Genomic DNA, 21,849 nt, shown 5'->3' with positions numbered 1-21,849 from the left:
CTACTGTGCGAACAGAGTGTGGAACAACTGTTCGATGTTTGTCGAGCGGGAAACGCCTGACGGCGTGTCTTCCTGCGGGTTCCCCAGGGGACTTGGTCCTCGAACAGAGCTTCTGCTCGACCGGGGTACCCTGGAAGGCGCGTTCCCTGGACCTGACTTATTCGGGGGGCCGGGGGGCGCGAGGGGCGCGTGGGGACCCCAGGGGGTTGGAAGGCAGTGTTGACGCATGGACACGGAGCCGGGCGCTAACCGGCGCGAGCAGGTCATCGACTGGCTCGAATCCCACCCTGATCTGCCTCACCTCTTCGCTCGGCTCGCTGAACTCGTCCACGTCGCCGGGTACGCCCCGGAGGACCTCGTCGTGCTGCCCCGCGCCGAGGTGGACCGCCGCGAGACCGCCGCGTTCACCGCCGGCTGGGCCGAGGCCGTCTCCGACGAACTCCCGCGCATCCGCAGGGAGTACGAGCGGCGCGTCGCCGACGCCTACGCGCAGGGTCAGGGTGACGCGCGTGGAATACGGCGCCCGCAGCGACGCACGGACTCCGCCCACCAGGACGGCGCCCGGGTGATCGAGCTGCCCTTCGCCCGGCTCCTGGAACCCCCGGCCGCGGTGGTCAAGGCCGAGGAACGCGTGCGCCGGGAGCGCGAGCGGTTCGAACAGCGCCCCGAGCCGGAGTACGAGGAGTACGAGCCGGAGCCCGCGCCCGTACCGACACCCGCTCCGCTGTTCGAAGCCGAGCCGGAGCCCGCCTCCGAACCCGCACCCGAGCCGGAGTCCGAGGCGGACGTGCGGGTGACCGCCCAGGAGAGCCGCCCCCGCAGGAACGTCCAGCCGGTGCGGAAGGTCGTCCGCGGCAAGGGCGGCCGCCCGATCGTGCCCCCGCTCAGCGGCGTACCCGGCCAGGCCGGGGGCACCCCCGAGCGGCGCGGCCGCCGGCTCTCCGAACGGGCCAGGAGCCTGGAGGAGGAGCTGGCCGCCGAGCGAGCACAGGAAGCGCCCCCGGAGCCCGCTTCCTGAAGGGAGCGGGCGCCGGGGGCCGGGGGGCCTTGGCGGGTGTCAGCCGAAGAAGCGGGCGAGGGCCGAGGGGGAGACCGCCGCACGGGCACTCTCCTCCACGGACTCCCCGCCCTGCTCCTCGTCGTCCTCGTCCGTGAGGCCCGGACGGGGAACGGGCTTCGGCGGATCAGGAGTCTCGTCGTCCTCACCCGTGTTGACGCACTGGAACATCCAGTTGGCCGCGGCCAGATGGTCCACGGCCGCGGCGAGCAGATGGTCGGAGAGCGACCACTCGGCCGACTCCCCGTGGAGCTCGCGCTGTACCGCGCCGTCCGCCGGAAGGTGCTTGATCAGCACCATCAGGCGCCGGCTGGACAGCTCGCCCCGGTGCCAGTCGAGGAGATCGGTGGCGTAGTAGCGGAGCAGGTCCGCCTCAAGGGCCTCGGCGTGTTCGTCGACGAACTCGACGAGGCTCAGTCTTCCCCCAGGCCGAGCCCGGTCTCCTTGCCGTAGGCCTCCAGGATGGCGGCGATGTCCTGCATGGTCACGTCGTGCTGCTCGAAGCGCGCGAACTGCTCCTCACCCATCAGGAGTGCGAGCAGGCCGTCCACGTCGTTGTCGTCGAGCTTGCGCAGCGCCTTGGCGGAGGCGCGGCTCAGCTCGGTCGGAAGGGTGTAGGCCTCGCCGTCCAGCTCGAAGGACCACTTGCGACCGTGGGCCTCCTGTCGCTGGGCGCGGGCGGCGTTGACGTCGAAACGGGCCATGGTGATGCGTACTCCTTGTTCGAGTGAGTGAGGAGAGGGGTGGGGCGGGACGGCGGTGCGCCGTCCCGCCCCGGGTGGAGAAGGATCAGACGGTCGCGGAGTACTGGCTGTCCTTCATGAGGAAGGTCGCCAGCGGCTTGCCGTCGCCCTTCGACATGGCGGTGAAGGTGACGCCCAGCTGGGAGGCCGCCTTGCGGGCCAGCTTGATGTCGTCCGTGGCGGTGACCTGGCCGCGCGGGATGATGAAGCGGTACTTCACCGCGGTCGTGCCACCGGCCTTGACGTCGGTGAACTCCAGGCCGAGGGCGCGGACGTCCGAGAACGGACGCTCGGCGATCTCGTACCGGTAGGTGTCGACCGCCGGGGTCGGCTCGGCCTTCACCGCGTCACCGCCCATGAAGAACGGCAGCGTGTCCTCGTTGAACTGGAGCAGCGAGAACTTCAGCGACAGGTCACGGCTCGAGTAGATGTAGTGGACCGGGGAGACCGACTGCCACGAGTCGATGGCCTCCAGCTTGTCCTTCTTCGAGAACGTGACGCCGTCGCCGGAGGTGAAGCCGAGGTCCTTCCAGCCCGCGCCGGACCAGTCGGCGGCGGAGTCCGTGCCGAAGGTGGCGGGGAGGGAGGTGCCGGCGTCGGCGACGTAGAGCTTGCCGATGCCTGCGACGCGGATCTCGGCGGAGTTGTTTCCTGCCATGGTGGTTCTTCTCCTTGTTTTGTGAGGGCTGCCGGTGCCCGGACATCGGGTCCGGGTACGGCAAAGGCCCCGCCGAACGGCGAGGCCTGGTCTGTGGGTCGCTGGGTCTTGAGGACGCGGGGGTCTAGAAGACGTTCAGCGAGAGCTGGATGACGCAGAGGTAGCGGTTGGCGCCCCGGTAGAGGTAGTCGGGCATCCAGCGCGGCCCGTCCTGCTCCTCGACGTCGCTGACGAAGGTGGCGCCGAGCTGCTTGCCGATGGTGGCGAGCAGGGCCCGCCGGGCGGCGTTGGCGAGGACGTGGGCCGCGTTCTTGGTCGGCCCGTACACCTCGAACTCGATCAGCGGCTTGTCGACGTGCAGGTCGCCGATCCAGGCGCCGCCGCGGCGGTTCACCAGGACGGCGTTCTGCGTGCCGTCGAAGCCGGCCGGCGCCTGGACGGCGACCGTGATGCCGGCCATCGCCGGGTCGGCCTTGAGGACGTCGACGACCAGCTTCTCGACGTCCGGGAACGCACTCGGGGGAGTGGTCATGACGGTTCTCCTCGGGAGAAGGGGAGGCGGGACGGGCGGTGCGGGGGCCGTCCGGGGCGCTCGACGCGGGGGAGGGGCGGGGGCGCGGAGCGCTCCCGGACGGCGTGCGGCGGAGACTGCGGCCCGTCTCGCGGGCACAGCTCCGCCGCTGCACCAACTGTGACAGGGAGCGTGCGCGCGCGCAACTAGTTCTGGGTCCGAGGCTCGAACCACCGGCCGCCCGATAGGTTGAACGGCCCCGACCCAGGAGCCGCCCCGTGTCCGCCCGCCCCCGCCTGCTCTACGTGACCGACCTCGCCTACCCGGCCCGGGGCCGGCGCTACGGCGACGAGGACGTCCGCCTCACCGCCCGGCTCCGCGAGAGCTTCGACCTGGCGCTCTGTCACCCGCTCGACGCCGCCGCCCTCATGGACGGCTTCGACGCCGTCGTCGTCCGCAACAGCGGCCCGGTCCTCGGCTACCAGCAGGAGTACGAGGCCTTCCGCGAGCAGGCCCTGGCCCGCGGCACCCGCGTCTACAACCCCCTCCACGGCTGCGGCGACATGGCCGGCAAGCAGTACCTCCTCGACCTCACCGCCGCCGGATTCCCCGTCATCCCCACCGTCGACCGGCCCGAGGACCTCCCCCGCCTGCCCGAGGCCGAGCGGTACGCGGTCAAGCCCAAGGCCGGCGCCGACTCGATAGGGCTTCGCTTCCTCCCGTACGAGGAACTCGCCGGGCTCACCTACGGCGAGGTCCTCGTCCAGCCGCGCGTCGACTTCCGGTACGAGGTCTCCTTCTACTTCGTCGACGACCTCTTCCAGTACGCCCTGTACGCCCCCGACCCCGAGCGCCGCTGGGTCCTGGAGCCGTACGAACCGACCGCCGACGACCTCGCCTTCGCCCGCCGCTTCGTCGACTGGAACACCCTCGACCACGGCATCCAGCGCGTCGACGCCTGCCGCGCCCCCGACGGCGAGCTGCTCCTCGTCGAGCTGGAGGACCTCAACCCGTACCTCTCCCTCGACCGCGTCCCCGAGGAGACCCGCGAGCGCTTCGCCACCGCCTTCGCCGACTCGCTCCGCCGCTTCCTCGCAGCATGACGAAGCGCCCCGCGTCCGGGAAGGACGCGGGGCGCTTGTCGTACGAGGGGGGCGGCGGTCAGGCGGTACGGGGGCGGCGGCGGGCCAGTCGCTCCGCCGCGAAGACGTCCTCCAGGCGGAAGAGCTGCGCCCGGCCCGCCCGGCCCGCGGCCCGCAGATGGCCCAGCTGGACCCACTTGCGGATCGTCGCGGGCGCCACCCCCGCCTCCTCGGCGGCCAGCGGGCCCGGGACCAGGGTGGGCAGTGCGGGCGAGCTCAGCATGAGGTCTCCTTCGGATCGTCCATCGCCGCCTCGATCTCTTCGGTACGGGTCCCCGACGCCTCCGACAGCTCCTCCCACTGCTCCTCCGGCCACAGGTGCCGGTAGGCGGGGTCGTCCTGGCAGCCGCACACCTCGTCCGTGCAGACACAGGCCGGGTTCACGCACAGCACCGCACGCCGGTCCGGGAACGCCCGCAGCGACACCGAGTCGCACCAGGGGCAGCGGCCCGAGACCCGCACGATCGTCTCCGAGTCGCCGAGCGTCCGCGCGCAGCGCCGGGCCATCCGGCGGATCTCGTCCCGCACGTGCCGGGCCAGGTCCGGGTGGGCCGCGATCGGGTCGAGCAGTCCCACGAGGCGCCGGAGCCGGTCGGTCACGCCGGCGCGGGGCGGGCGGGGCAGCGTGAGGCGGGCGCACACCGCCTCCTCCAGCTCCACCACCCCGTCGGTGATGTCGCGGATGGCGTCGGAGACGTGCAGCCGGATCGGGGCGGCCCCGTGGCCCGGGACGGCGAGCCCGTGCCGCTGCTGGAGCAGCAGCGCCTCACGGCGCTCCTCGCGGATCAGTTCGTCACGGCCGGCGGGGGAGGGCGCGGGCGCGGTCCCGGCGGGCCCGCGCCGCCCGGGCGCGAGCTCCTCGGCGAGCTCGGGGAACTGCCGTACGAGGGAGGCGGTCCAGAGTGCGATGTCCCGCAGGACGAGCGCGACGGCGGGGTCGGACGCGGCGGTGCGGTCAGTCACGGCGGGCGCTTCCCGTCTTCGCGAGGGCCTTCGCCACGCGGCGGTCGTCCGCCGGGCGGCCGTTGCGCCAGAGGCGGCCCGCGCAGACGCCGTCGAAGTAGCTCTCGGCCGGGGCCACCGCCGTCTCGCACTCGCTCCGCACGGGGCAGGAGGCGCAGGCCCGCAGGGCCGGGGCCGCCTCCTTGGCGCGGCGGGCGAAGACGACGGACGGGGAGAGGCCGGCGCACGCGGCGGAGGCCTGCCAGGGGGACGGGTCGGGATGGAACAAGAGGTTCTCCACGGTCCGGGGCCCGCCCGGGCCGACCACGGGGCCGGTGGGGCGCCTGGGGCTCAGGGGGCCGACGAGTGCGGCGGCGAGCCAGACTTACACGTTGCGTGCGAGCGCGCAACAAAAATCGGGAGGCTTGTGGATCTCCCTTCACCGATTCGACACGATTGCGTGCCCGAAAGCACGTAATTCCGTGCGCGCAAGCACGCTAAGGTATGGGATCCGGAGGGTGGGGAAAGAGGAGCGGTACACATGAGCACTCAAGGGCTCGACGAGTTCGCAGGCTGGGTCGAAGGCCTGATGAGACAGCGCGGCTACGACATCGACAGCCCGCGCGGCGGCGGCAAGTCCCGGATCGCGGACGAGGCCGGTGTCCACCGCGCGGCCGTGACGCGCCTGCTGCAGCGGCAGAGCATGCCCGACCTGGAGACCATGCGCCGGATCGCCCCGCTGCTCGGCGTCTCCGTCCGCGACATGCTCATCCGGTCCGGGCGCGTGACCCCCGAGGAGCTTCCGATGGCGGCGGATCTGCTGCCGCCGAGCGACTGGCAGCCCTCGATGGAGGACTTCGCCCGCTGGCTGGGCGTGCCGGACGAGCGCATGGGCGTCTTCGTCAAGGTCGTGACCCAGTTCCTGGAGCCCGACGCCGATGTGACGGGCGCCGGCGAGGCCGCGGAGCCCCGCCGCACGGCCCGCGACTGACGCCGGACGGCGCCCTGCGAGCCGACGCCGGGGGATGCCCCCGGGGTCGGCCCGGGGGGCGTCCCCCGGGGCCGGTCGGCCCGGTCCGCCCCGCCCTCGCGCAGGGTCCGGCCCGGGGGTCGGGGCGATGCACGGCCAGGCCGGGGGGCCTTGCGCGGCACCGCTCCGGGCCCGCTCCGGGCCGCCGCGGAGGGCCGATCCGGGCCCGGTCGGGGCTGCCGTGCAGGAACGATCCGGGCCCGCTCCCGCCGGAGGCCCCTACGCGTGGGCATTTGTTTTGACCGGAGTCCATGCGATAGGTACGCTCATGCCTTGTGCCTGGGGTGTGCCTGGGCTCCCGTGCGTGTCCTCAACCGCACGGCGAGTCATATATCGGCCACCGTGATCCGCGCCTTTTCCGCCCCGTGCGGAGGTCCGCGAGATTCGACACACCCGACCGCGTGGGTCGGCGAATGTTCCAGGTTAGTTTTACCGACGGCACACAGAAACCGGAGAAGTAGTGCCTACGATCCAGCAGCTGGTCCGTAAGGGCCGGCAGGACAAGGTCGAGAAGAACAAGACGCCCGCACTCGAGGGTTCCCCTCAGCGTCGCGGCGTCTGCACGCGTGTGTTCACGACCACCCCGAAGAAGCCGAACTCGGCCCTCCGTAAGGTCGCGCGTGTGCGTCTGACCTCGGGCATCGAGGTCACGGCCTACATCCCGGGTGAGGGTCACAACCTGCAGGAGCACTCCATCGTGCTCGTGCGTGGTGGCCGTGTGAAGGACCTGCCGGGTGTTCGCTACAAGATCATCCGCGGTTCCCTCGACACGCAGGGCGTCAAGAACCGTAAGCAGGCTCGCAGCCGCTACGGCGCCAAGAAGGAGAAGTAAGAATGCCTCGTAAGGGCCCCGCCCCGAAGCGCCCGGTCATCATCGACCCGGTCTACAGCTCTCCTCTTGTCACCTCGCTGATCAACAAGATCCTGCTGGACGGCAAGCGTTCCACCGCCGAGCGCATCGTGTACGGCGCCATGGAGGGTCTTCGTGAGAAGACCGGCCAGGACCCGGTCATCACGCTGAAGCGCGCTCTCGAGAACGTCAAGCCGGCCCTCGAGGTCAAGTCCCGCCGTGTCGGTGGCGCCACCTACCAGGTGCCGATCGAGGTCAAGCCGGGCCGCGCGTCCACGCTGGCCCTCCGCTGGCTCGTCGGTTACTCCCGCGCCCGTCGCGAGAAGACCATGACCGAGCGCCTCATGAACGAGCTCCTCGACGCCTCCAACGGCCTCGGTGCTGCCGTCAAGAAGCGCGAGGACACGCACAAGATGGCCGAGTCCAACAAGGCCTTCGCGCACTACCGCTGGTAGTCGCAACCCACATCGAGACCGAGAGAAGACTGAGCCGATATGGCTACCACTTCGCTTGACCTGGCCAAGGTGCGCAACATCGGCATCATGGCCCACATCGACGCGGGCAAGACGACCACCACCGAGCGGATCCTGTTCTACACCGGTGTCTCGTACAAGATCGGTGAAGTCCACGACGGCGCTGCCACGATGGACTGGATGGAGCAGGAGCAGGAGCGCGGCATCACGATCACGTCTGCCGCGACGACCTGCCACTGGCCGCTCGAGAATGTCGATCACACGATCAACATCATCGACACGCCGGGCCACGTCGACTTCACCGTCGAGGTGGAGCGTTCGCTGCGCGTGCTCGACGGTGCTGTCACCGTGTTCGACGGTGTGGCCGGTGTCGAGCCCCAGTCCGAGACTGTCTGGCGTCAGGCGGACCGCTACGGCGTCCCGCGCATCTGCTTCGTCAACAAGCTCGACCGTACGGGCGCCGAGTTCCTCCGCTGCGTCGACATGATCGTGGACCGCCTCGGCGCCGTCCCGATCGTCATGCAGCTCCCGATCGGCGCCGAGATGGACTTCCAGGGCGTCATCGACCTGGTCCGCATGAAGGCGCTTGTCTGGTCCGCCGAGGCCAGCAAGGGTGAGATGTACGACGTCGTCGACATCCCGGCGGACAAGCTCGAGCAGGCCGAGGAGTACCGCGCCAAGCTCGTCGAGACTGTCGCGGAGAACGACGAGGAGCTCATGGAGCTCTTCCTCGAGGGCGTCGAGCCCACCGAGGAGCAGCTGTACGCGGCTGTCCGTCGTATCACCATCGCGTCCGGCAAGGGCAACGGCGAGAAGACGGTCACCCCCGTCTTCTGTGGCACCGCGTTCAAGAACAAGGGCGTTCAGCCCCTGCTCGACGCTGTCGTCCGTTACCTCCCCTCGCCCCTGGACGTCGAGGCCATCGAGGGCCACGACGTCAAGGACGCCGAGGTCGTCGTGAAGCGCAAGCCGTCCGACGACGAGCCGCTGTCGGCCCTCGCGTTCAAGATCGCGAGCGACCCGCACCTCGGCAAGCTCACCTTCGTCCGGATCTACTCCGGTCGCCTGGAGGCCGGCACCGCGGTGCTGAACTCCGTCAAGGGCAAGAAGGAGCGCATCGGCAAGATCTACCGCATGCACGCGAACAAGCGTGAGGAGATCGACTCGGTGGGCGCCGGCGACATCGTCGCCGTCATGGGCCTCAAGCAGACCACCACCGGTGAGACGCTGTGCGACGACAAGAACCCGGTCATCCTGGAGTCCATGGACTTCCCGGCGCCGGTCATCCAGGTCGCCATCGAGCCCAAGTCCAAGGGTGACCAGGAGAAGCTGGGTGTCGCCATCCAGCGTCTCGCGGAGGAGGACCCCTCCTTCCAGGTCCACTCGGACGAGGAGACCGGCCAGACCATCATCGGTGGTATGGGCGAGCTTCACCTCGACATCCTCGTCGACCGTATGCGTCGCGAGTTCAAGGTCGAGGCGAACGTCGGCAAGCCGCAGGTCGCGTACCGCGAGACGATCCGCAAGGCCGTCGAGCGCGTGGACTTCACCCACAAGAAGCAGACCGGTGGTACCGGTCAGTTCGCCAAGGTGCAGATCGCGATCGAGCCCATCGAGGGTGGCGACGCCTCCTACGAGTTCGTGAACAAGGTCACCGGTGGCCGCATCCCGAAGGAGTACATCCCTTCGGTCGACGCGGGTGCGCAGGAGGCCATGCAGTTCGGCATCCTGGCCGGCTACGAGATGACTGGCGTCCGCGTCATCCTTCTCGACGGTGCCTACCACGAGGTCGACTCCTCCGAGCTCGCGTTCAAGATCGCCGGTTCGCAGGCCTTCAAGGAGGCCGCGCGCAAGGCTTCTCCCGTCATCCTTGAGCCGATGATGGCCGTCGAGGTCGTCACGCCCGAGGACTACATGGGCGAGGTCATCGGTGACATCAACTCCCGCCGTGGCCAGATCCAGGCCATGGAGGAGCGCAGCGGCGCCCGCGTCGTGAAGGGCCTCGTGCCGCTCTCGGAGATGTTCGGCTACGTCGGAGACCTCCGCAGCAAGACCTCGGGTCGCGCAAGCTACTCGATGCAGTTCGACTCCTACGCCGAGGTTCCGCGGAACGTCGCCGAGGAGATCATCGCGAAGGCCAAGGGCGAGTAACTCTCCCGAGTTCACGCTTTAGGCTTGACACCAGTCGCCGGGGCTCAGCCCCCCGAAACCCGAGGGATCGGGCCCCGGTTTACTGGCATCCCAGCAAAGATCACCTGGCGCCGATGAAGCAAGGCGTACAGAACCACTCCGCAGGAGGATTCAGTGGCGAAGGCAAAGTTCGAGCGGACTAAGCCGCACGTCAACATCGGTACCATCGGTCACATCGACCACGGTAAGACGACCCTCACGGCCGCCATTACCAAGGTGCTGCACGACGCGTACCCGGACCTGAACGAGGCCTCGGCCTTCGACCAGATCGACAAGGCTCCCGAGGAGCGCCAGCGCGGTATCACCATCTCGATCGCGCACGTCGAGTACCAGACGGAGTCGCGTCACTACGCGCACGTCGACTGCCCCGGTCACGCTGACTACATCAAGAACATGATCACGGGTGCCGCGCAGATGGACGGCGCCATCCTCGTGGTCGCCGCCACCGACGGCCCGATGCCGCAGACCAAGGAGCACGTCCTCCTTGCTCGCCAGGTCGGCGTTCCGTACATCGTCGTCGCCCTGAACAAGGCCGACATGGTGGACGACGAGGAGATCCTGGAGCTCGTCGAGCTCGAGGTCCGTGAGCTCCTCTCCGAGTACGAGTTCCCGGGCGACGACCTGCCGGTCGTCCGCGTCTCGGCGCTCAAGGCGCTCGAGGGCGACAAGGAGTGGGGCGAGAAGCTTCTCGGCCTCATGCACGCCGTCGACGAGTCGATCCCGCAGCCCGAGCGTGACGTCGACAAGCCGTTCCTGATGCCGATCGAGGACGTCTTCACGATCACCGGTCGTGGCACCGTCGTCACCGGTCGTATCGAGCGTGGTGTCCTGAAGGTCAACGAGACCGTTGACATCATCGGCATCAAGCAGGAGAAGACCACCACCACGGTCACCGGCATCGAGATGTTCCGCAAGCTGCTCGACGAGGGCCAGGCCGGTGAGAACGTCGGTCTGCTCCTCCGTGGCATCAAGCGCGAGGACGTCGAGCGCGGCCAGGTCATCATCAAGCCGGGTTCGGTCACGCCGCACACGAACTTCGAGGCCCAGGCCTACATCCTGTCGAAGGACGAGGGTGGCCGTCACACCCCGTTCTTCAACAACTACCGCCCGCAGTTCTACTTCCGTACCACGGACGTGACCGGCGTCGTGACCCTCCCCGAGGGCACCGAGATGGTCATGCCGGGCGACAACACCGCCATGAGCGTTGAGCTGATCCAGCCCATCGCCATGGAGGAGGGCCTCAAGTTCGCCATCCGTGAGGGTGGCCGGACCGTCGGCGCCGGCCAGGTCGTCAAGATCACTGCCTGATCTTGAACTGACCTGGTGGCTCGCAAGAGCTGCTGAGCAGTAAGGGAAGGCCCCGCACCGAAAGGTGCGGGGCCTTCTCGCGTTCTCGGATGTCCTACGGTCGCCGGCTCCACGGGTGGCCGTCCGCGCCGAGGCCGACCACGGTCGCCCCCCGGGCGTCCACGTGGAGCGCGGTCGAGACCGCCGCCTTCTTCTGTGTACGGAGTCTGCCGCCGGCCCTGAGGGCCACGCGGCCCTTCTCGTCCGTGCCGAGCAGGACGGTGCCGAGCGCGGGGGACCGGGCGGCGACCACGCCCCCGTACCCGTTGAGACCGGCGTCGCCGGCCGGGCCGGTCAGCCGCGCGGCCGCGGGCGCCCGGAAGTAGAGCTCGCCGCCCGCGCTCGCCACCGTGGACCCGGAGAGCGGCAGCGGAGCGGACTGCGGGACCCCGTCCACCCAGTGCCGTACGGACGCACGCCCCGCCGCGTACACATGCACCCGGCCGGCCGGGTCCGTCGAGACGGCCAGGCCGTCCTGGACCTCCGCGTCGCCGGGGAGCGGCCGCCACGGGGACCAGGAGCCGTCCGCCGCCCGTACCCGCGTCGAGACGCCCCTGTCCGCGTTCCGTACGAAGAGGTGGACCCGGCCGTCGGGGGCCGTCACCGCCACCGGGGCGCCGATCCGGCGGCCCCGGTCGTCGATGCGCTCCGGATTCCCCAGGCCCCGCCAGGCCAGGAAGCCGCCGCCGGGGGAGCGCTGTTCCAGGAGCACCACCTCGCGCCGGTTGGCCCCGCCGTGCCCGTCGAGCGCGGCGAACCGCACCCCGAGCAGCAGCACCCGGCCGTCGGAGAGGACCGCCGAGCCGAGCGCCGGCGTGAGTGGGCCGCCGCCCAGGTCCACCGGCTCGCCCCAGACACCGGGCGCGGACTCCCGCCAGCGGACCGCGCGCAGCCCGAGCACCCCGTACGCGGCGAGCCGGCCGTCCGGCTCCTCGGCGAGCGCCGGGGCCGCGCCGGGCCAGCGGTGGTGCGTGGAGCGCACCCAGCCCTTGCGGTTGGTCAGCGGCCGCTCGCCGCTCACGCCGTAGTCGCCGCAGCCCGAGGGGTTCCCGCACTGCCAGGAGGGGTCCCCGCCGTACGGGACGAGCCGGGCCGCCTTCTCCTTGAGCACCGCCGGGGGGAGGTTCTTCGGCCAGTGCCGGTTGTAGTAGCCGCGGAAGGCGGTGGTCGTGAAGGCCGGTATCGGCTCGCCGTCCCGTACCGCGTCGGTGACCCAGCGGCACAGCGCGGACCAGGTGAAGGAGGCGACCGCCGTGTGGTCCCCGTGGTCCGAGTAGCCCGGCTGCTCGGAGTCCCGCTGCCGGGTGGCCTCCTCGCTCAGCTGGATGTCGGGGTCCGGGTCCAGGGTGTGCACGACCGTCGGCCGGTAGCGGCGGAGCAGCGCCACGAGGACGTCGATCAGCCGGTCGTAGTCGTAGGTGTCGGCGCGGGTGACGGGGGAGCCGGCCGACAGATGGGTGTGCAGCTCCAGGGCCCGGTCCTGCCAGAGCGCGGGCAGGGCCATGTAGCGGCGGCCGGCGTGCATGGGCAGGTTGAGGAAGACCAGTTCGATCCTGCGGGTGCCGTGCGCGAGGGTGTCGACCTCGGCCCGCCGGCCGCCGGGGAGCGTCAGGACCTCCCGACGCCAGGGGGTGAAGGCCGGGAGGCCGAGCGCCACCGCGTACGACTGGCGCAGGCCCTGGTGGCGGGCGGAGGAGTAGGCCGCCCGGTCCGGGGGAGTCTCGGGCATCCCCGCGATCCGGTTCCGGCCGGTGTGCTCGCCCGCCGTCACGTACACGGAGACGAGCGGGACGCCCGCGTCGAGCAGCCGCTGGGTGTCCGGGTTCATGAAGTACAGGTCGTCGTCCGGATGCGCGGAGAACTGCAGGAGCAGCGCCCGCCGGGTCCGCGCGGAGTCGATCGGCTTGCCGGGCGCCGGATCGGCGGTCGGCGCGGTGCGGCGTGGCTCCGGTACGGAACACCCGGCGACGGCCGAGGTGACCGCGAGGGCGGCGGCGAGGACCGTCCGCCGACGGGGTGGAGTGTGCACGACAGGGCCTTTCGCTCAATCGGTCGACTGGAAGACGGATTTGCGAGTGAGCCGGTTGTGCGCCGGGCGGGGCCGCTGGGAGGATCTCCGGAAAAAGGATCTCCGGGAATGTGCGGACGGATGTCGAGCGGACGATCCTGGTTCCGACCGAAGGGTGACAGCGCGCCACCGGGGCGGGCGGGACGGGGAGGACACCCGAGATGAAGTACGTCGCGATGATCTACGGCAACCAGGCCAAGTGGGACTCCTTCCCGGCCGAGGCCTGGCCCGAGGCGATCGCCCGGCAGGAGGCCTTCAACCGCAGGTACCGGGAGAGCGGGGAGCTGATCGGCGCGTACGGCCTGGCCGACGCGGCCGCCGCCCAGCTCGTACGGCGCGAGGGCGGGGCCCCCGCGGTCACCGACGGCCCGTACCTGGAGACCAAGGAGTACCTGGCCAGCTTCTACCTGCTCGACTGCGACAGCCTGGAGCGGGCCCAGGAGATCGCCGCGGACATGCCCTTCGCGGACGTCGAGCCCGTCGAGCTCTGGCCGATCCTGCACGAGTCCGCGGCGGACGTGTGACCCGCGCGCACGGGATCGAGGACCTGCTGCGCGCCTGCGCGCCGCAGGTCCTCGGCGCGCTCGTGCGCCGGTACGGCGACTTCGATCTCTGCGAGGACGCCGTCCAGGAGGCCCTGATCGCCGCGGCGCGGCAGTGGCCGGAGGAGGGGGTCCCCGAGCACGCGCGCGCGTGGCTGCTGACCGTCGCCCAGCGCAGGTACGTCGACCATGTGCGCAGCGAGGCCGCGCGCCGGCGCCGCGAGGACGCCGTGGCGCTCGCGACCCCGGACTCCGCGCTCCTCGCGCACGCCCCCGACGATGCTCCGGACACCGACCGGGACGACTCCCTGTCCCTGCTGTTCCTCTGCTGCCACCCCGACCTGTCGCCGCCCAGCCGGATCGCGCTCACCCTGCGCGCCGTCGGCGGCCTCACCACGGCGCAGATCGCCGCCGCCTTCCTGGTGCCCGAGCCGACCATGGCGCAGCGGATCAGCCGGGCCAAGCAGGCGATCAGGGAAGGCGGGCTGTCCCTCGCACCGCCCGAGGGCGAGGACCGCACCGCCCGCCTCGCCGAGGTGCGGCACGTGTTGTACCTCGTGTTCAACGAGGGCTACACGGCCAGCGGCGGCGACGAGCTCACCGCGCCCGAGCTGTCCACGGAGGCGATCCGGCTCGCCCGGATGCTGCACCGGCTCGTCCCCGACGACACCGAGACGGCGGGCCTGCTCGCGCTGATGCTCCTCACCGACGCCCGCCGCACGGCCCGCACGGGCCCGCACGGGGAACTCGTACCGCTCGCGGAGCAGGACCGGGGGAGCTGGGACGGCGCTCTGATCGCCGAGGGCGTGGAGCTGATCAGCCGCACCCTGCCGCAGGGCCGGGTCGGCCCGTACCAGCTCCAGGCGGCGATCGCGGCCGTGCACGACGAGGCCGGCTCCGCCGAGGCCACGGACTGGCTGCAGATCCTCGCCCTGTACGAGCTCCTGGAGCACACCGGGCCGAATCCGATGGTCACCCTCAACCGCGCGGTGGCCGTCGCCATGGTCCACGGCCCGCGGGCCGGTCTCGAGCTCCTCGACGAGCTCGCGGCGGACAGGCGGCTCGCCCGGAACCACCGCCTCCTCGCGACCCGCGCCCATCTGCTCGAACTCCTCGGCGAGAAGGAGGGGGCGGCCGCGGCCTACCGTGAGGCGGCCCGCCACACCACCAGCGCGCCCGAGCGACGCCATCTGACGGAGCGGGCCCGGCGCTTGGGGTGACGGCCCTGGAGGGCGGGGGAGGGGGCGCGCGCGTCAGGCGCATGCGCCCCGGCGCATGGGTGTACGTGACGTGGGGTACAGTCTTCGCCCCCGATTGGCGGCCGGAAGGCCCCGTATGGCAGACTGTCCAAGTTGCTCGGTTGAGTGCCGATGCTGCGCGCCTCCCGTCGGGAGGACCGGAAGCGAGTCCCACAGTACTCGTCGCTCCTTCTCAGGAGCGGACGTACGGGAATCTTCTGGGAAGCGTCAGCGGGGTGCCGACCAGGCACCCGGTGGGTGTTCACCCCCGAACTGCGGTCATGGCGACCGTGCCCCCTTGGTTGGGAAATCCTCAGGGATTTCTGCGTAGAGGGAGCGCGACACGCCCGACCGCGTGGGTCGGAGGAGGGCGGCGCTTCTCAGGAAGCACAGCGCACCGGGTTCCAGAGCGTTACGAGACAAAGGACTACTAGTAGCCATGGCGGGACAGAAGATCCGCATCCGGCTCAAGGCCTACGACCACGAGGTCATCGACTCCTCGGCGAAGAAGATCGTCGAGACGGTGACCCGCACTGGTGCGTCGGTCGCGGGCCCGGTGCCGCTGCCCACTGAGAAGAACGTGTACTGCGTCATCAAGTCGCCGCACAAGTACAAGGACTCTCGCGAGCACTTCGAGATGCGCACGCACAAGCGCCTCATCGACATCCTCGACCCCACGCCGAAGACGGTTGACTCGCTCATGCGTCTCGACCTGCCGGCCGGTGTCGACATCGAGATCAAGCTCTGAGGGCGCGCGAGATGGCTAAGAACATCAAGGGCATCCTGGGCGAGAAGCTCGGCATGACGCAGGTCTGGGACGAGAACAACCGGGTCGTCCCGGTGACCGTCGTCAAGGCCGGCCCGAATGTCGTGACCCAGGTCCGTACGAACGACGTCGACGGCTACGAGTCGGTCCAGATCGCCTTCGGCGAGATCGACCCGCGCAAGGTGAACAAGCCCCTCAAGGGCCACTTCGCCAAGGCCGACGTCACCCCGCGCCGCCACCTGGTGGAGCTCCGCACCGCTGACGCCTCCGAGTACACGCTCGGCCAGGAGATCACCGCCGAGGTCTTCGAGGCCGGCGTGAAGGTCGACGTCACCGGTAAGAGCAAGGGCAAGGGCTTCGCCGGTGCGATGAAGCGCCACAACTTCCGTGGTGGCAAGGCCTCGCACGGTGCGCACCGCGTGCACCGCAAGCCCGGTTCGATCGGTGGCTGCGCCACCCCGGGCCGTGTCTTCAAGGGCATGCGCATGGCCGGTCGCATGGGCAACGAGCGTGTGACCACCCAGAACCTGACCGTCCACGCCGTTGACGCCGAGAAGGGTCTGCTGCTCATCAAGGGCGCCGTCCCCGGCCCCAACGGTGGCCTCGTCCTGGTCCGCACCGCGGCCAAGGGGGTTTGAGGAACCGATGAGCACCATTGACATCCTTTCGCCGTCTGGCGACAAGGCCGGGACCGTCGAGCTCCCCGCGGAGATCTTCGGCGCCAAGGTCAGCGTCCCGCTGATCCACCAGGTCGTCGTCGCGCAGCTGGCCGCGGCCCGTCAGGGCACGCACAAGACCAAGACCCGTGGCGAAGTCCGCGGTGGTGGCAAGAAGCCTTACCGCCAGAAGGGCACCGGCCGCGCCCGTCAGGGTTCGACCCGCGCCCCGCAGTTCGCCGGTGGTGGCGTCGTGCACGGCCCGCAGCCGCGTGACTACTCGCAGCGGACGCCGAAGAAGATGAAGGCCGCCGCTCTCCGCGGTGCCCTCTCGGACCGCGCGAACCACTCCCGCATCCACGTCGTCACCGGCGTGGTCGAGGGTGGCATCTCCACCAAGGCCGCGAAGACGCTGTTCGGCAAGATCTCGGAGCGCAAGAACCTGCTCCTGGTCGTCGAGCGCTCCGACGAGGCCGCGTGGCTGTCCGCTCGTAACCTGCCCCAGGTGCACATCCTGGAGCCGGGCCAGCTCAACACGTACGACGTGATCGTCTCCGACGACGTGGTCTTCACCCAGGCCGCCCTCGAGTCCTTCGTGTCTGGCCCCCAGACCGCTGAGACCGAAGGGAGCGACGCCTGATGACTGAGGCCGTCGTCACCAGCAAGACCTTCTCGGACCCGCGCGACATTCTCGTCAAGCCGGTCGTCTCGGAGAAGAGCTACGCCCTGCTGGACGAGAACAAGTACACGTTCATCGTCGCGCCTGGCTCCAACAAGACCCAGATCAAGCAGGCCGTCGAGGCGGTCTTCTCGGTCAAGGTCACCGGGGTCAACACGATCAACCGCCAGGGTAAGCGCAAGCGCACCAAGGCCGGTTTCGGCAAGCGCAAGGACACCAAGCGCGCCATCGTGACCCTTGCTGAGGGCAACCGTATCGACATCTTCGGCGGTCCGACCGCCTAACGGCGGTCTGGATCGTCCGGAATCGGACGAGGACTGAGAAATGGGAATCCGCAAGTACAAGCCGACTACGCCGGGCCGTCGTGGCTCCTCCGTAGCCGACTTCGTCGAGATCACGCGGTCCACGCCGGAGAAGTCGCTGGTTCGCCCCCTGCACAGCAAGGGCGGCCGTAACAACACCGGTCGGATCACCGTTCGCCACCAGGGTGGCGGACACAAGCGCGCCTACCGCGTGATCGACTTCCGTCGTCACGACAAGGACGGCGTGCCGGCCAAGGTCGCTCACATCGAGTACGACCCCAACCGCACCGCGCGCATCGCGCTGCTCCACTACCTGGACGGCGAGAAGCGCTACATCATCGCCCCCAAGGGTCTGACCCAGGGCGACCGCGTCGAGAACGGCCCGGGCGCGGACATCAAGCCCGGCAACAACCTGGCGCTCCGCAACATCCCGGTCGGTACCACGATCCACGCGATCGAGCTCCGTCCCGGTGGCGGCGCCAAGTTCGCGCGCTCCGCTGGTGCCTCCGTGCAGCTGCTGGCGAAGGAGGGCACGATGGCCCACCTTCGTATGCCGTCCGGTGAGATCCGTCTCGTCGACGCCCGCTGCCGCGCCACCATCGGCGAGGTCGGCAACGCCGAGCAGTCGAACATCAACTGGGGCAAGGCCGGCCGTAAGCGCTGGCTTGGCGTTCGCCCGACCGTCCGCGGTGTGGCGATGAACCCGGTCGACCACCCGCACGGTGGTGGTGAGGGCAAGACCTCCGGTGGTCGCCACCCGGTCTCCCCGTGGGGTCAGAAGGAGGGTCGTACTCGCTCGCCGAAGAAGGCTTCGAGCAAGTACATCGTCCGCCGCCGCAAGACGAACAAGAAGCGCTAGGAGCGGGTTTAGATGCCGCGCAGTCTCAAGAAGGGACCCTTCGTCGACGGCCACCTCGTCAAGAAGGTGGACGCCCAGAACGAAGCCGGTACCAAGAACGTCATCAAGACCTGGTCCCGTCGCTCGATGATCATCCCGGCCATGCTCGGCCACACGATCGCGGTGCACAACGGCAAGACCCACATTCCGGTGTTTGTCACCGAGTCGATGGTCGGCCACAAGCTCGGCGAGTTCTCGCCGACGCGCACCTTCCGGGGTCACGTGAAGGACGACCGGAAGTCGAAGCGCCGCTAGTAGCGGGGTGGAATGACCATGACAGACACTGGAAGGACAACCATGGAAGCCAGGGCCCAGGCGCGGTACATCCGCGTCACGCCCATGAAGGCCCGCCGCGTGGTGGACCTTATCCGTGGCATGGATGCCACGGAGGCTCAGGCGGTCCTGCGTTTCGCCCCGCAGGCCGCGAGCGTGCCGGTTGGCAAGGTGCTTGACAGCGCCATCGCCAACGCCGCGCACAACTACGACCACACCGACGCCTCTTCGCTGGTCATCAGCGAGGCGTACGTGGATGAGGGCCCGACCCTGAAGCGGTTCCGTCCGCGTGCCCAGGGCCGTGCCTACCGGATCCGTAAGCGGACCAGCCACATCACCGTGGTCGTCAGCAGCAAGGAAGGAACCCGGTAATGGGCCAGAAGGTTAACCCGCATGGGTTCCGGCTCGGCATCACCACGGACTTCAAGTCCCGGTGGTACGCCGACAAGCTGTACAAGGACTACGTCAAGGAAGACGTCGCCATCCGTCGGATGATGACGTCCGGCATGGAGCGCGCCGGCATCTCGAAGGTTGAGATCGAGCGCACCCGTGACCGCGTGCGGGTGGACATCCACACCGCGCGTCCCGGCATCGTCATCGGCCGCCGTGGCGCCGAGGCCGACCGCATCCGCGGTGACCTCGAGAAGCTCACGGGCAAGCAGGTCCAGCTGAACATCCTCGAGGTCAAGAACCCCGAGATGGACGCTCAGCTGGTCGCTCAGGCCGTTGCCGAGCAGCTCTCCTCCCGCGTCTCCTTCCGTCGCGCCATGCGTAAGAGCATGCAGGGCACGATGAAGGCCGGCGCCAAGGGCATCAAGATCCAGTGTGGCGGTCGTCTCGGCGGCGCCGAGATGTCCCGCTCGGAGTTCTACCGCGAGGGTCGTGTGCCGCTGCACACGCTCCGCGCGAACGTGGACTACGGCTTCTTCGAGGCCAAGACGACCTTCGGTCGCATTGGCGTCAAGGTCTGGATCTACAAGGGCGACGTCAAGAACATCGCCGAGGTCCGCGCCGAGAACGCTGCGGCCCGTGCGGGCAACCGCCCGGCCCGTGGTGCCGGCGCTGGCGACCGCCCGGCCGGCCGTGGTGGCCGTGGTGGCGAGCGTGGCGGCCGCGGCCGCAAGCCGCAGCAGTCGGCTCCGGCCGCCGAGGCCCCCAAGGCCGACGCCGCCGCCGCTGCTCCGGCTGAGAGCACCGGAACGGAGGCCTGACCGACATGCTGATCCCCCGTAGGGTCAAGCACCGCAAGCAGCACCACCCGAAGCGCTCCGGCGCGAGCAAGGGTGGTACGCAGGTTGCGTTCGGCGAGTACGGCATTCAGGCCCTCACGCCGGCTTACGTGACCAACCGCCAGATCGAGGCGGCTCGTATCGCGATGACCCGCCACATCAAGCGTGGCGGCAAGGTCTGGATCAACATCTACCCGGACCGCCCGCTGACGAAGAAGCCTGCCGAGACCCGCATGGGTTCCGGTAAGGGTTCTCCGGAGTGGTGGATCGCGAACGTCAAGCCGGGTCGGGTGATGTTCGAACTGTCCTACCCGAACGAGAAGATCGCGCGCGAGGCCCTGACCCGTGCGGCCCACAAGCTGCCGATGAAGTGCAAGATCGTGAAGCGCGAAGCAGGTGAGCTGTGATGTCGGCCGGTACCAAGGCGTCCGAGCTGCGCGAGCTGGGCAACGAGGAGCTTCTCAACAAGCTCCGCGAGGCCAAGGAAGAGCTGTTCAACCTCCGCTTCCAGGCGGCGACGGGCCAGCTCGAGAACCACGGTCGGCTCAAGTCCGTCCGTAAGGACATCGCCCGGATCTACACCCTGATGCGCGAGCGTGAGCTGGGCATCGAGACGGTGGAGAACGTCTGATGAGCGAGAGCAACGTGACTGAGAAGACCGAGCGCAACGCTCGCAAGGTCCGCGAGGGCCTGGTCGTCAGCGACAAGATGGACAAGACCGTCGTCGTCGCTGTCGAGGACCGCGTCAAGCACGCGCTGTACGGCAAGGTCATCCGCCGTACGAACAAGCTCAAGGCTCACGACGAGCAGAACGCTGCCGGCATCGGCGACCGCGTCCTCCTGATGGAGACCCGGAAGCTGTCGTCGACGAAGCACTGGCGCGTCGTCGAGATCCTCGAGAAGGCCAAGTAATTACCTGAGGGGTTTCCCTTAGGTCAGTTCCGCCAGGCTCGGTGGGGTTGCGCCATTCCTATGGCGCAACCCCGCCGGGAACCGGCAGACAAATCAGGAGATAGACGTGATCCAGCAGGAGTCGCGACTGCGTGTCGCCGACAACACTGGTGCCAAGGAGATCCTTTGCATCCGTGTTCTCGGTGGCTCCGGTCGCCGCTACGCGGGCATCGGTGACGTCATCGTCGCCACCGTCAAGGACGCGATCCCCGGTGGCAACGTGAAGAAGGGTGACGTCGTCAAGGCGGTCATCGTTCGCACCGTCAAGGAGCGCCGCCGCCAGGACGGCTCGTACATCCGCTTCGACGAGAACGCCGCTGTCATTCTCAAGAACGACGGCGACCCTCGTGGCACCCGTATCTTCGGCCCGGTCGGCCGTGAGCTGCGCGAGAAGAAGTTCATGAAGATCATCTCGCTCGCGCCGGAGGTGCTGTAAGCATGAAGATCAAGAAGGGCGACCTGGTCCAGGTCATCACCGGTAAGGACAAGGGCAAGCAGGGCAAGGTCATCACGGCCTTCCCCCGCGAGAACCGCGTCCTCGTCGAGGGTGTCAACCGGGTCAAGAAGCACACCAAGGCCGGCCCGTCGCAGGCCGGTGGCATCGTCACGACCGAGGCTCCGGTCCACGTCTCCAACGTCCAGCTGGTCGTGGAGAAGGACGGCAAGAAGGTCGTCACGCGTGTCGGTTACCGCTTCGACGACGAGGGCAACAAGATCCGCGTTGCCAAGCGGACGGGTGAGGACATCTGATGGCTACCACCACTCCGCGTCTCAAGACGAAGTACCGCGAGGAGATCGCGGGCAAGCTGCGTGAGGAGTTCTCGTACGAGAACGTCATGCAGGTTCCCGGCCTCGTGAAGATCGTGGTCAACATGGGTGTCGGCGACGCCGCCCGTGACTCGAAGCTCATGGACGGTGCCGTCCGTGACCTCACCACGATCACCGGCCAGAAGCCGGCCGTCACCAAGGCTCGTAAGTCCATCGCGCAGTTCAAGCTGCGTGAGGGCCAGCCGATCGGTGCGCACGTCACCCTCCGTGGCGACCGCATGTGGGAGTTCCTGGACCGCACCCTGTCGCTCGCGCTTCCGCGCATCCGCGACTTCCGTGGTCTGTCCCCCAAGCAGTTCGACGGGCGTGGCAACTACACCTTCGGTCTCACGGAGCAGGTCATGTTCCACGAGATCGACCAGGACAAGATCGACCGTGTCCGGGGTATGGACATCACCGTGGTGACCACGGCGACCAACGACGACGAGGGCCGTGCCCTTCTGCGTCACCTCGGCTTCCCCTTCAAGGAGGCGTAA

At 69.2% G+C, this 21,849-nt stretch carries 31 protein-coding genes; 23 read left to right on the top strand and 8 right to left on the bottom strand.

Annotated features, from left to right (window positions below):
- The first annotated feature begins 226 nt into the window (after nt 1–226).
- On the top strand, nt 227–1,018 hold the full coding sequence (locus AC07AW_RS05165; RefSeq protein ID WP_478814093.1) for a hypothetical protein: 792 nt from the start codon (nt 227–229) through the stop codon (nt 1,016–1,018).
- 39 nt (nt 1,019–1,057) lie between these two features.
- On the opposite strand, the gene AC07AW_RS05160 is transcribed toward AC07AW_RS05165, so the two are convergent.
- From AC07AW_RS05160 to AC07AW_RS05145, 4 genes are all read right to left on the bottom strand, one after another.
- Entirely contained in the window at nt 1,058–1,357 is a 300-nt protein-coding gene (locus AC07AW_RS05160; protein ID WP_478814092.1) for a hypothetical protein, read from the bottom strand.
- 113 nt (nt 1,358–1,470) lie between these two features.
- The gene (locus AC07AW_RS05155) at nt 1,471–1,761 is read right to left on the bottom strand and encodes a hypothetical protein (RefSeq protein WP_478814091.1); all 291 of its coding nucleotides are present in this window, start codon (nt 1,759–1,761) and stop codon (nt 1,471–1,473) included.
- 85 nt (nt 1,762–1,846) lie between these two features.
- A complete protein-coding gene (locus tag AC07AW_RS05150) occupies nt 1,847–2,458 on the bottom strand; it encodes a phage tail tube protein (RefSeq protein ID WP_392151068.1) in 612 nt (203 codons plus the stop codon).
- 124 nt (nt 2,459–2,582) lie between these two features.
- Nucleotides 2,583–2,990: a hypothetical protein gene (locus AC07AW_RS05145; protein WP_478814090.1), complete on the bottom strand. Its 408-nt coding sequence runs from the start codon at nt 2,988–2,990 to the stop codon at nt 2,583–2,585.
- A 257-nt stretch (nt 2,991–3,247) separates the two neighbouring features.
- Between AC07AW_RS05145 and AC07AW_RS05140 the strand changes: the two genes are divergently transcribed.
- Complete coding sequence (locus tag AC07AW_RS05140) at nt 3,248–4,072, top strand: ATP-grasp domain-containing protein (protein WP_478814089.1); 825 nt, start codon at nt 3,248–3,250, stop codon at nt 4,070–4,072.
- Nucleotides 4,073–4,130: 58 nt separating this feature from the next.
- Here the strand turns inward: AC07AW_RS05140 and AC07AW_RS05135 are convergent, their stop codons facing one another.
- Genes AC07AW_RS05135 through AC07AW_RS05125 form a run of 3 tightly spaced genes read right to left on the bottom strand, consistent with a single transcriptional unit; the run spans nt 4,131 to nt 5,342 of the window.
- On the bottom strand, nt 4,131–4,334 hold the full coding sequence (locus AC07AW_RS05135; protein ID WP_030687838.1) for a MerR family transcriptional regulator: 204 nt from the start codon (nt 4,332–4,334) through the stop codon (nt 4,131–4,133).
- Nucleotides 4,328–5,074, bottom strand: coding sequence for a hypothetical protein (locus AC07AW_RS05130; protein WP_478814088.1), 747 nt, complete (start codon nt 5,072–5,074; stop codon nt 4,328–4,330). The genes AC07AW_RS05135 and AC07AW_RS05130 overlap by 7 nt, the downstream gene beginning before the upstream one ends.
- Nucleotides 5,067–5,342, bottom strand: coding sequence for a WhiB family transcriptional regulator (locus AC07AW_RS05125; RefSeq protein WP_478814087.1), 276 nt, complete (start codon nt 5,340–5,342; stop codon nt 5,067–5,069). The genes AC07AW_RS05130 and AC07AW_RS05125 overlap by 8 nt, the downstream gene beginning before the upstream one ends.
- A 252-nt stretch (nt 5,343–5,594) precedes the next feature.
- Here AC07AW_RS05125 and AC07AW_RS05120 point away from each other — a divergent pair, with 252 nt between their 5' ends.
- From AC07AW_RS05120 to tuf, 5 genes are all read left to right on the top strand, one after another.
- Complete coding sequence (locus AC07AW_RS05120; RefSeq protein WP_478814086.1) at nt 5,595–6,044, top strand: helix-turn-helix domain-containing protein; 450 nt, start codon at nt 5,595–5,597, stop codon at nt 6,042–6,044.
- A gap of 499 nt (nt 6,045–6,543) precedes the next feature.
- Nucleotides 6,544–6,915, top strand: coding sequence for a 30S ribosomal protein S12 (rpsL, locus tag AC07AW_RS05115; protein WP_003948652.1), 372 nt, complete (start codon nt 6,544–6,546; stop codon nt 6,913–6,915).
- Nucleotides 6,916–6,917: 2 nt separating this feature from the next.
- Nucleotides 6,918–7,388, top strand: a complete 471-nt coding sequence (gene rpsG, locus AC07AW_RS05110; RefSeq protein ID WP_015035567.1) for a 30S ribosomal protein S7 — start codon at nt 6,918–6,920, stop codon at nt 7,386–7,388.
- Nucleotides 7,389–7,427: 39 nt separating this feature from the next.
- Nucleotides 7,428–9,557 (top strand): elongation factor G, encoded by a 2,130-nt coding sequence (gene fusA, locus AC07AW_RS05105; protein WP_190101712.1) that lies wholly within the window; start codon nt 7,428–7,430, stop codon nt 9,555–9,557.
- A gap of 153 nt (nt 9,558–9,710) precedes the next feature.
- Nucleotides 9,711–10,904 (top strand): elongation factor Tu, encoded by a 1,194-nt coding sequence (gene tuf / locus AC07AW_RS05100; RefSeq protein ID WP_329854418.1) that lies wholly within the window; start codon nt 9,711–9,713, stop codon nt 10,902–10,904.
- Between the two features lie 94 nt (nt 10,905–10,998).
- On the opposite strand, the gene AC07AW_RS05095 is transcribed toward tuf, so the two are convergent.
- Nucleotides 10,999–12,972 carry a PIG-L family deacetylase gene (locus AC07AW_RS05095; protein WP_478814085.1) on the bottom strand — a complete coding sequence of 658 codons (1,974 nt, stop codon included), beginning with the start codon at nt 12,970–12,972 and terminating at the stop codon, nt 10,999–11,001.
- 200 nt (nt 12,973–13,172) lie between these two features.
- On the opposite strand from AC07AW_RS05095, the gene AC07AW_RS05090 reads away from it, so the two are divergent.
- From AC07AW_RS05090 to rplE, 16 genes are all read left to right on the top strand, one after another.
- On the top strand, nt 13,173–13,535 hold the full coding sequence (locus AC07AW_RS05090; protein ID WP_478814084.1) for a YciI family protein: 363 nt from the start codon (nt 13,173–13,175) through the stop codon (nt 13,533–13,535).
- Complete coding sequence (locus tag AC07AW_RS05085; protein ID WP_478814083.1) at nt 13,532–14,773, top strand: RNA polymerase sigma factor; 1,242 nt, start codon at nt 13,532–13,534, stop codon at nt 14,771–14,773. The genes AC07AW_RS05090 and AC07AW_RS05085 overlap by 4 nt, the downstream gene beginning before the upstream one ends.
- Nucleotides 14,774–15,230: 457 nt before the next feature.
- On the top strand, nt 15,231–15,539 hold the full coding sequence (gene rpsJ, locus AC07AW_RS05080) for a 30S ribosomal protein S10 (RefSeq protein WP_003948644.1): 309 nt from the start codon (nt 15,231–15,233) through the stop codon (nt 15,537–15,539).
- 11 nt (nt 15,540–15,550) lie between these two features.
- Nucleotides 15,551–16,195, top strand: coding sequence for a 50S ribosomal protein L3 (gene rplC / locus AC07AW_RS05075; RefSeq protein WP_030687820.1), 645 nt, complete (start codon nt 15,551–15,553; stop codon nt 16,193–16,195).
- Between the two features lie 7 nt (nt 16,196–16,202).
- Nucleotides 16,203–16,853, top strand: coding sequence for a 50S ribosomal protein L4 (rplD, locus tag AC07AW_RS05070; protein WP_369145966.1), 651 nt, complete (start codon nt 16,203–16,205; stop codon nt 16,851–16,853).
- Entirely contained in the window at nt 16,853–17,176 is a 324-nt protein-coding gene (gene rplW / locus AC07AW_RS05065) for a 50S ribosomal protein L23 (RefSeq protein ID WP_024755407.1), read from the top strand. The genes rplD and rplW overlap by 1 nt, the downstream gene beginning before the upstream one ends.
- 40 nt (nt 17,177–17,216) lie before the next feature.
- Entirely contained in the window at nt 17,217–18,053 is an 837-nt protein-coding gene (gene rplB / locus AC07AW_RS05060) for a 50S ribosomal protein L2 (protein ID WP_017239576.1), read from the top strand.
- Nucleotides 18,054–18,065: 12 nt separating this feature from the next.
- Entirely contained in the window at nt 18,066–18,347 is a 282-nt protein-coding gene (gene rpsS / locus AC07AW_RS05055) for a 30S ribosomal protein S19 (protein WP_015035577.1), read from the top strand.
- Nucleotides 18,348–18,389: 42 nt separating this feature from the next.
- On the top strand, nt 18,390–18,737 hold the full coding sequence (rplV, locus tag AC07AW_RS05050) for a 50S ribosomal protein L22 (protein ID WP_004571827.1): 348 nt from the start codon (nt 18,390–18,392) through the stop codon (nt 18,735–18,737).
- Nucleotides 18,737–19,576 (top strand): 30S ribosomal protein S3, encoded by an 840-nt coding sequence (gene rpsC / locus AC07AW_RS05045; RefSeq protein ID WP_041130776.1) that lies wholly within the window; start codon nt 18,737–18,739, stop codon nt 19,574–19,576. Before rplV ends, rpsC begins: the two co-directional genes overlap by 1 nt.
- Before the next feature lie 5 nt (nt 19,577–19,581).
- Nucleotides 19,582–20,001 carry a 50S ribosomal protein L16 gene (rplP, locus tag AC07AW_RS05040; RefSeq protein WP_017239579.1) on the top strand — a complete coding sequence of 140 codons (420 nt, stop codon included), beginning with the start codon at nt 19,582–19,584 and terminating at the stop codon, nt 19,999–20,001.
- Nucleotides 20,001–20,225, top strand: a complete 225-nt coding sequence (rpmC, locus tag AC07AW_RS05035; protein ID WP_056552388.1) for a 50S ribosomal protein L29 — start codon at nt 20,001–20,003, stop codon at nt 20,223–20,225. Before rplP ends, rpmC begins: the two co-directional genes overlap by 1 nt.
- Nucleotides 20,225–20,506, top strand: coding sequence for a 30S ribosomal protein S17 (gene rpsQ, locus AC07AW_RS05030; protein WP_024755411.1), 282 nt, complete (start codon nt 20,225–20,227; stop codon nt 20,504–20,506). The genes rpmC and rpsQ overlap by 1 nt, the downstream gene beginning before the upstream one ends.
- A gap of 106 nt (nt 20,507–20,612) precedes the next feature.
- Complete coding sequence (gene rplN, locus AC07AW_RS05025; RefSeq protein ID WP_003956455.1) at nt 20,613–20,981, top strand: 50S ribosomal protein L14; 369 nt, start codon at nt 20,613–20,615, stop codon at nt 20,979–20,981.
- A gap of 2 nt (nt 20,982–20,983) precedes the next feature.
- Nucleotides 20,984–21,295 carry a 50S ribosomal protein L24 gene (gene rplX, locus AC07AW_RS05020; protein ID WP_015035583.1) on the top strand — a complete coding sequence of 104 codons (312 nt, stop codon included), beginning with the start codon at nt 20,984–20,986 and terminating at the stop codon, nt 21,293–21,295.
- Nucleotides 21,292–21,849: a 50S ribosomal protein L5 gene (rplE, locus tag AC07AW_RS05015; RefSeq protein WP_106975815.1), complete on the top strand. Its 558-nt coding sequence runs from the start codon at nt 21,292–21,294 to the stop codon at nt 21,847–21,849. Before rplX ends, rplE begins: the two co-directional genes overlap by 4 nt.

It is taken from the genome of Streptomyces sp. NPDC044003 (assembly GCF_056435185.1).
Note: the sequence above shows the minus strand (reverse complement) of the source record. Positions and strands in the feature narration are given on the sequence as shown.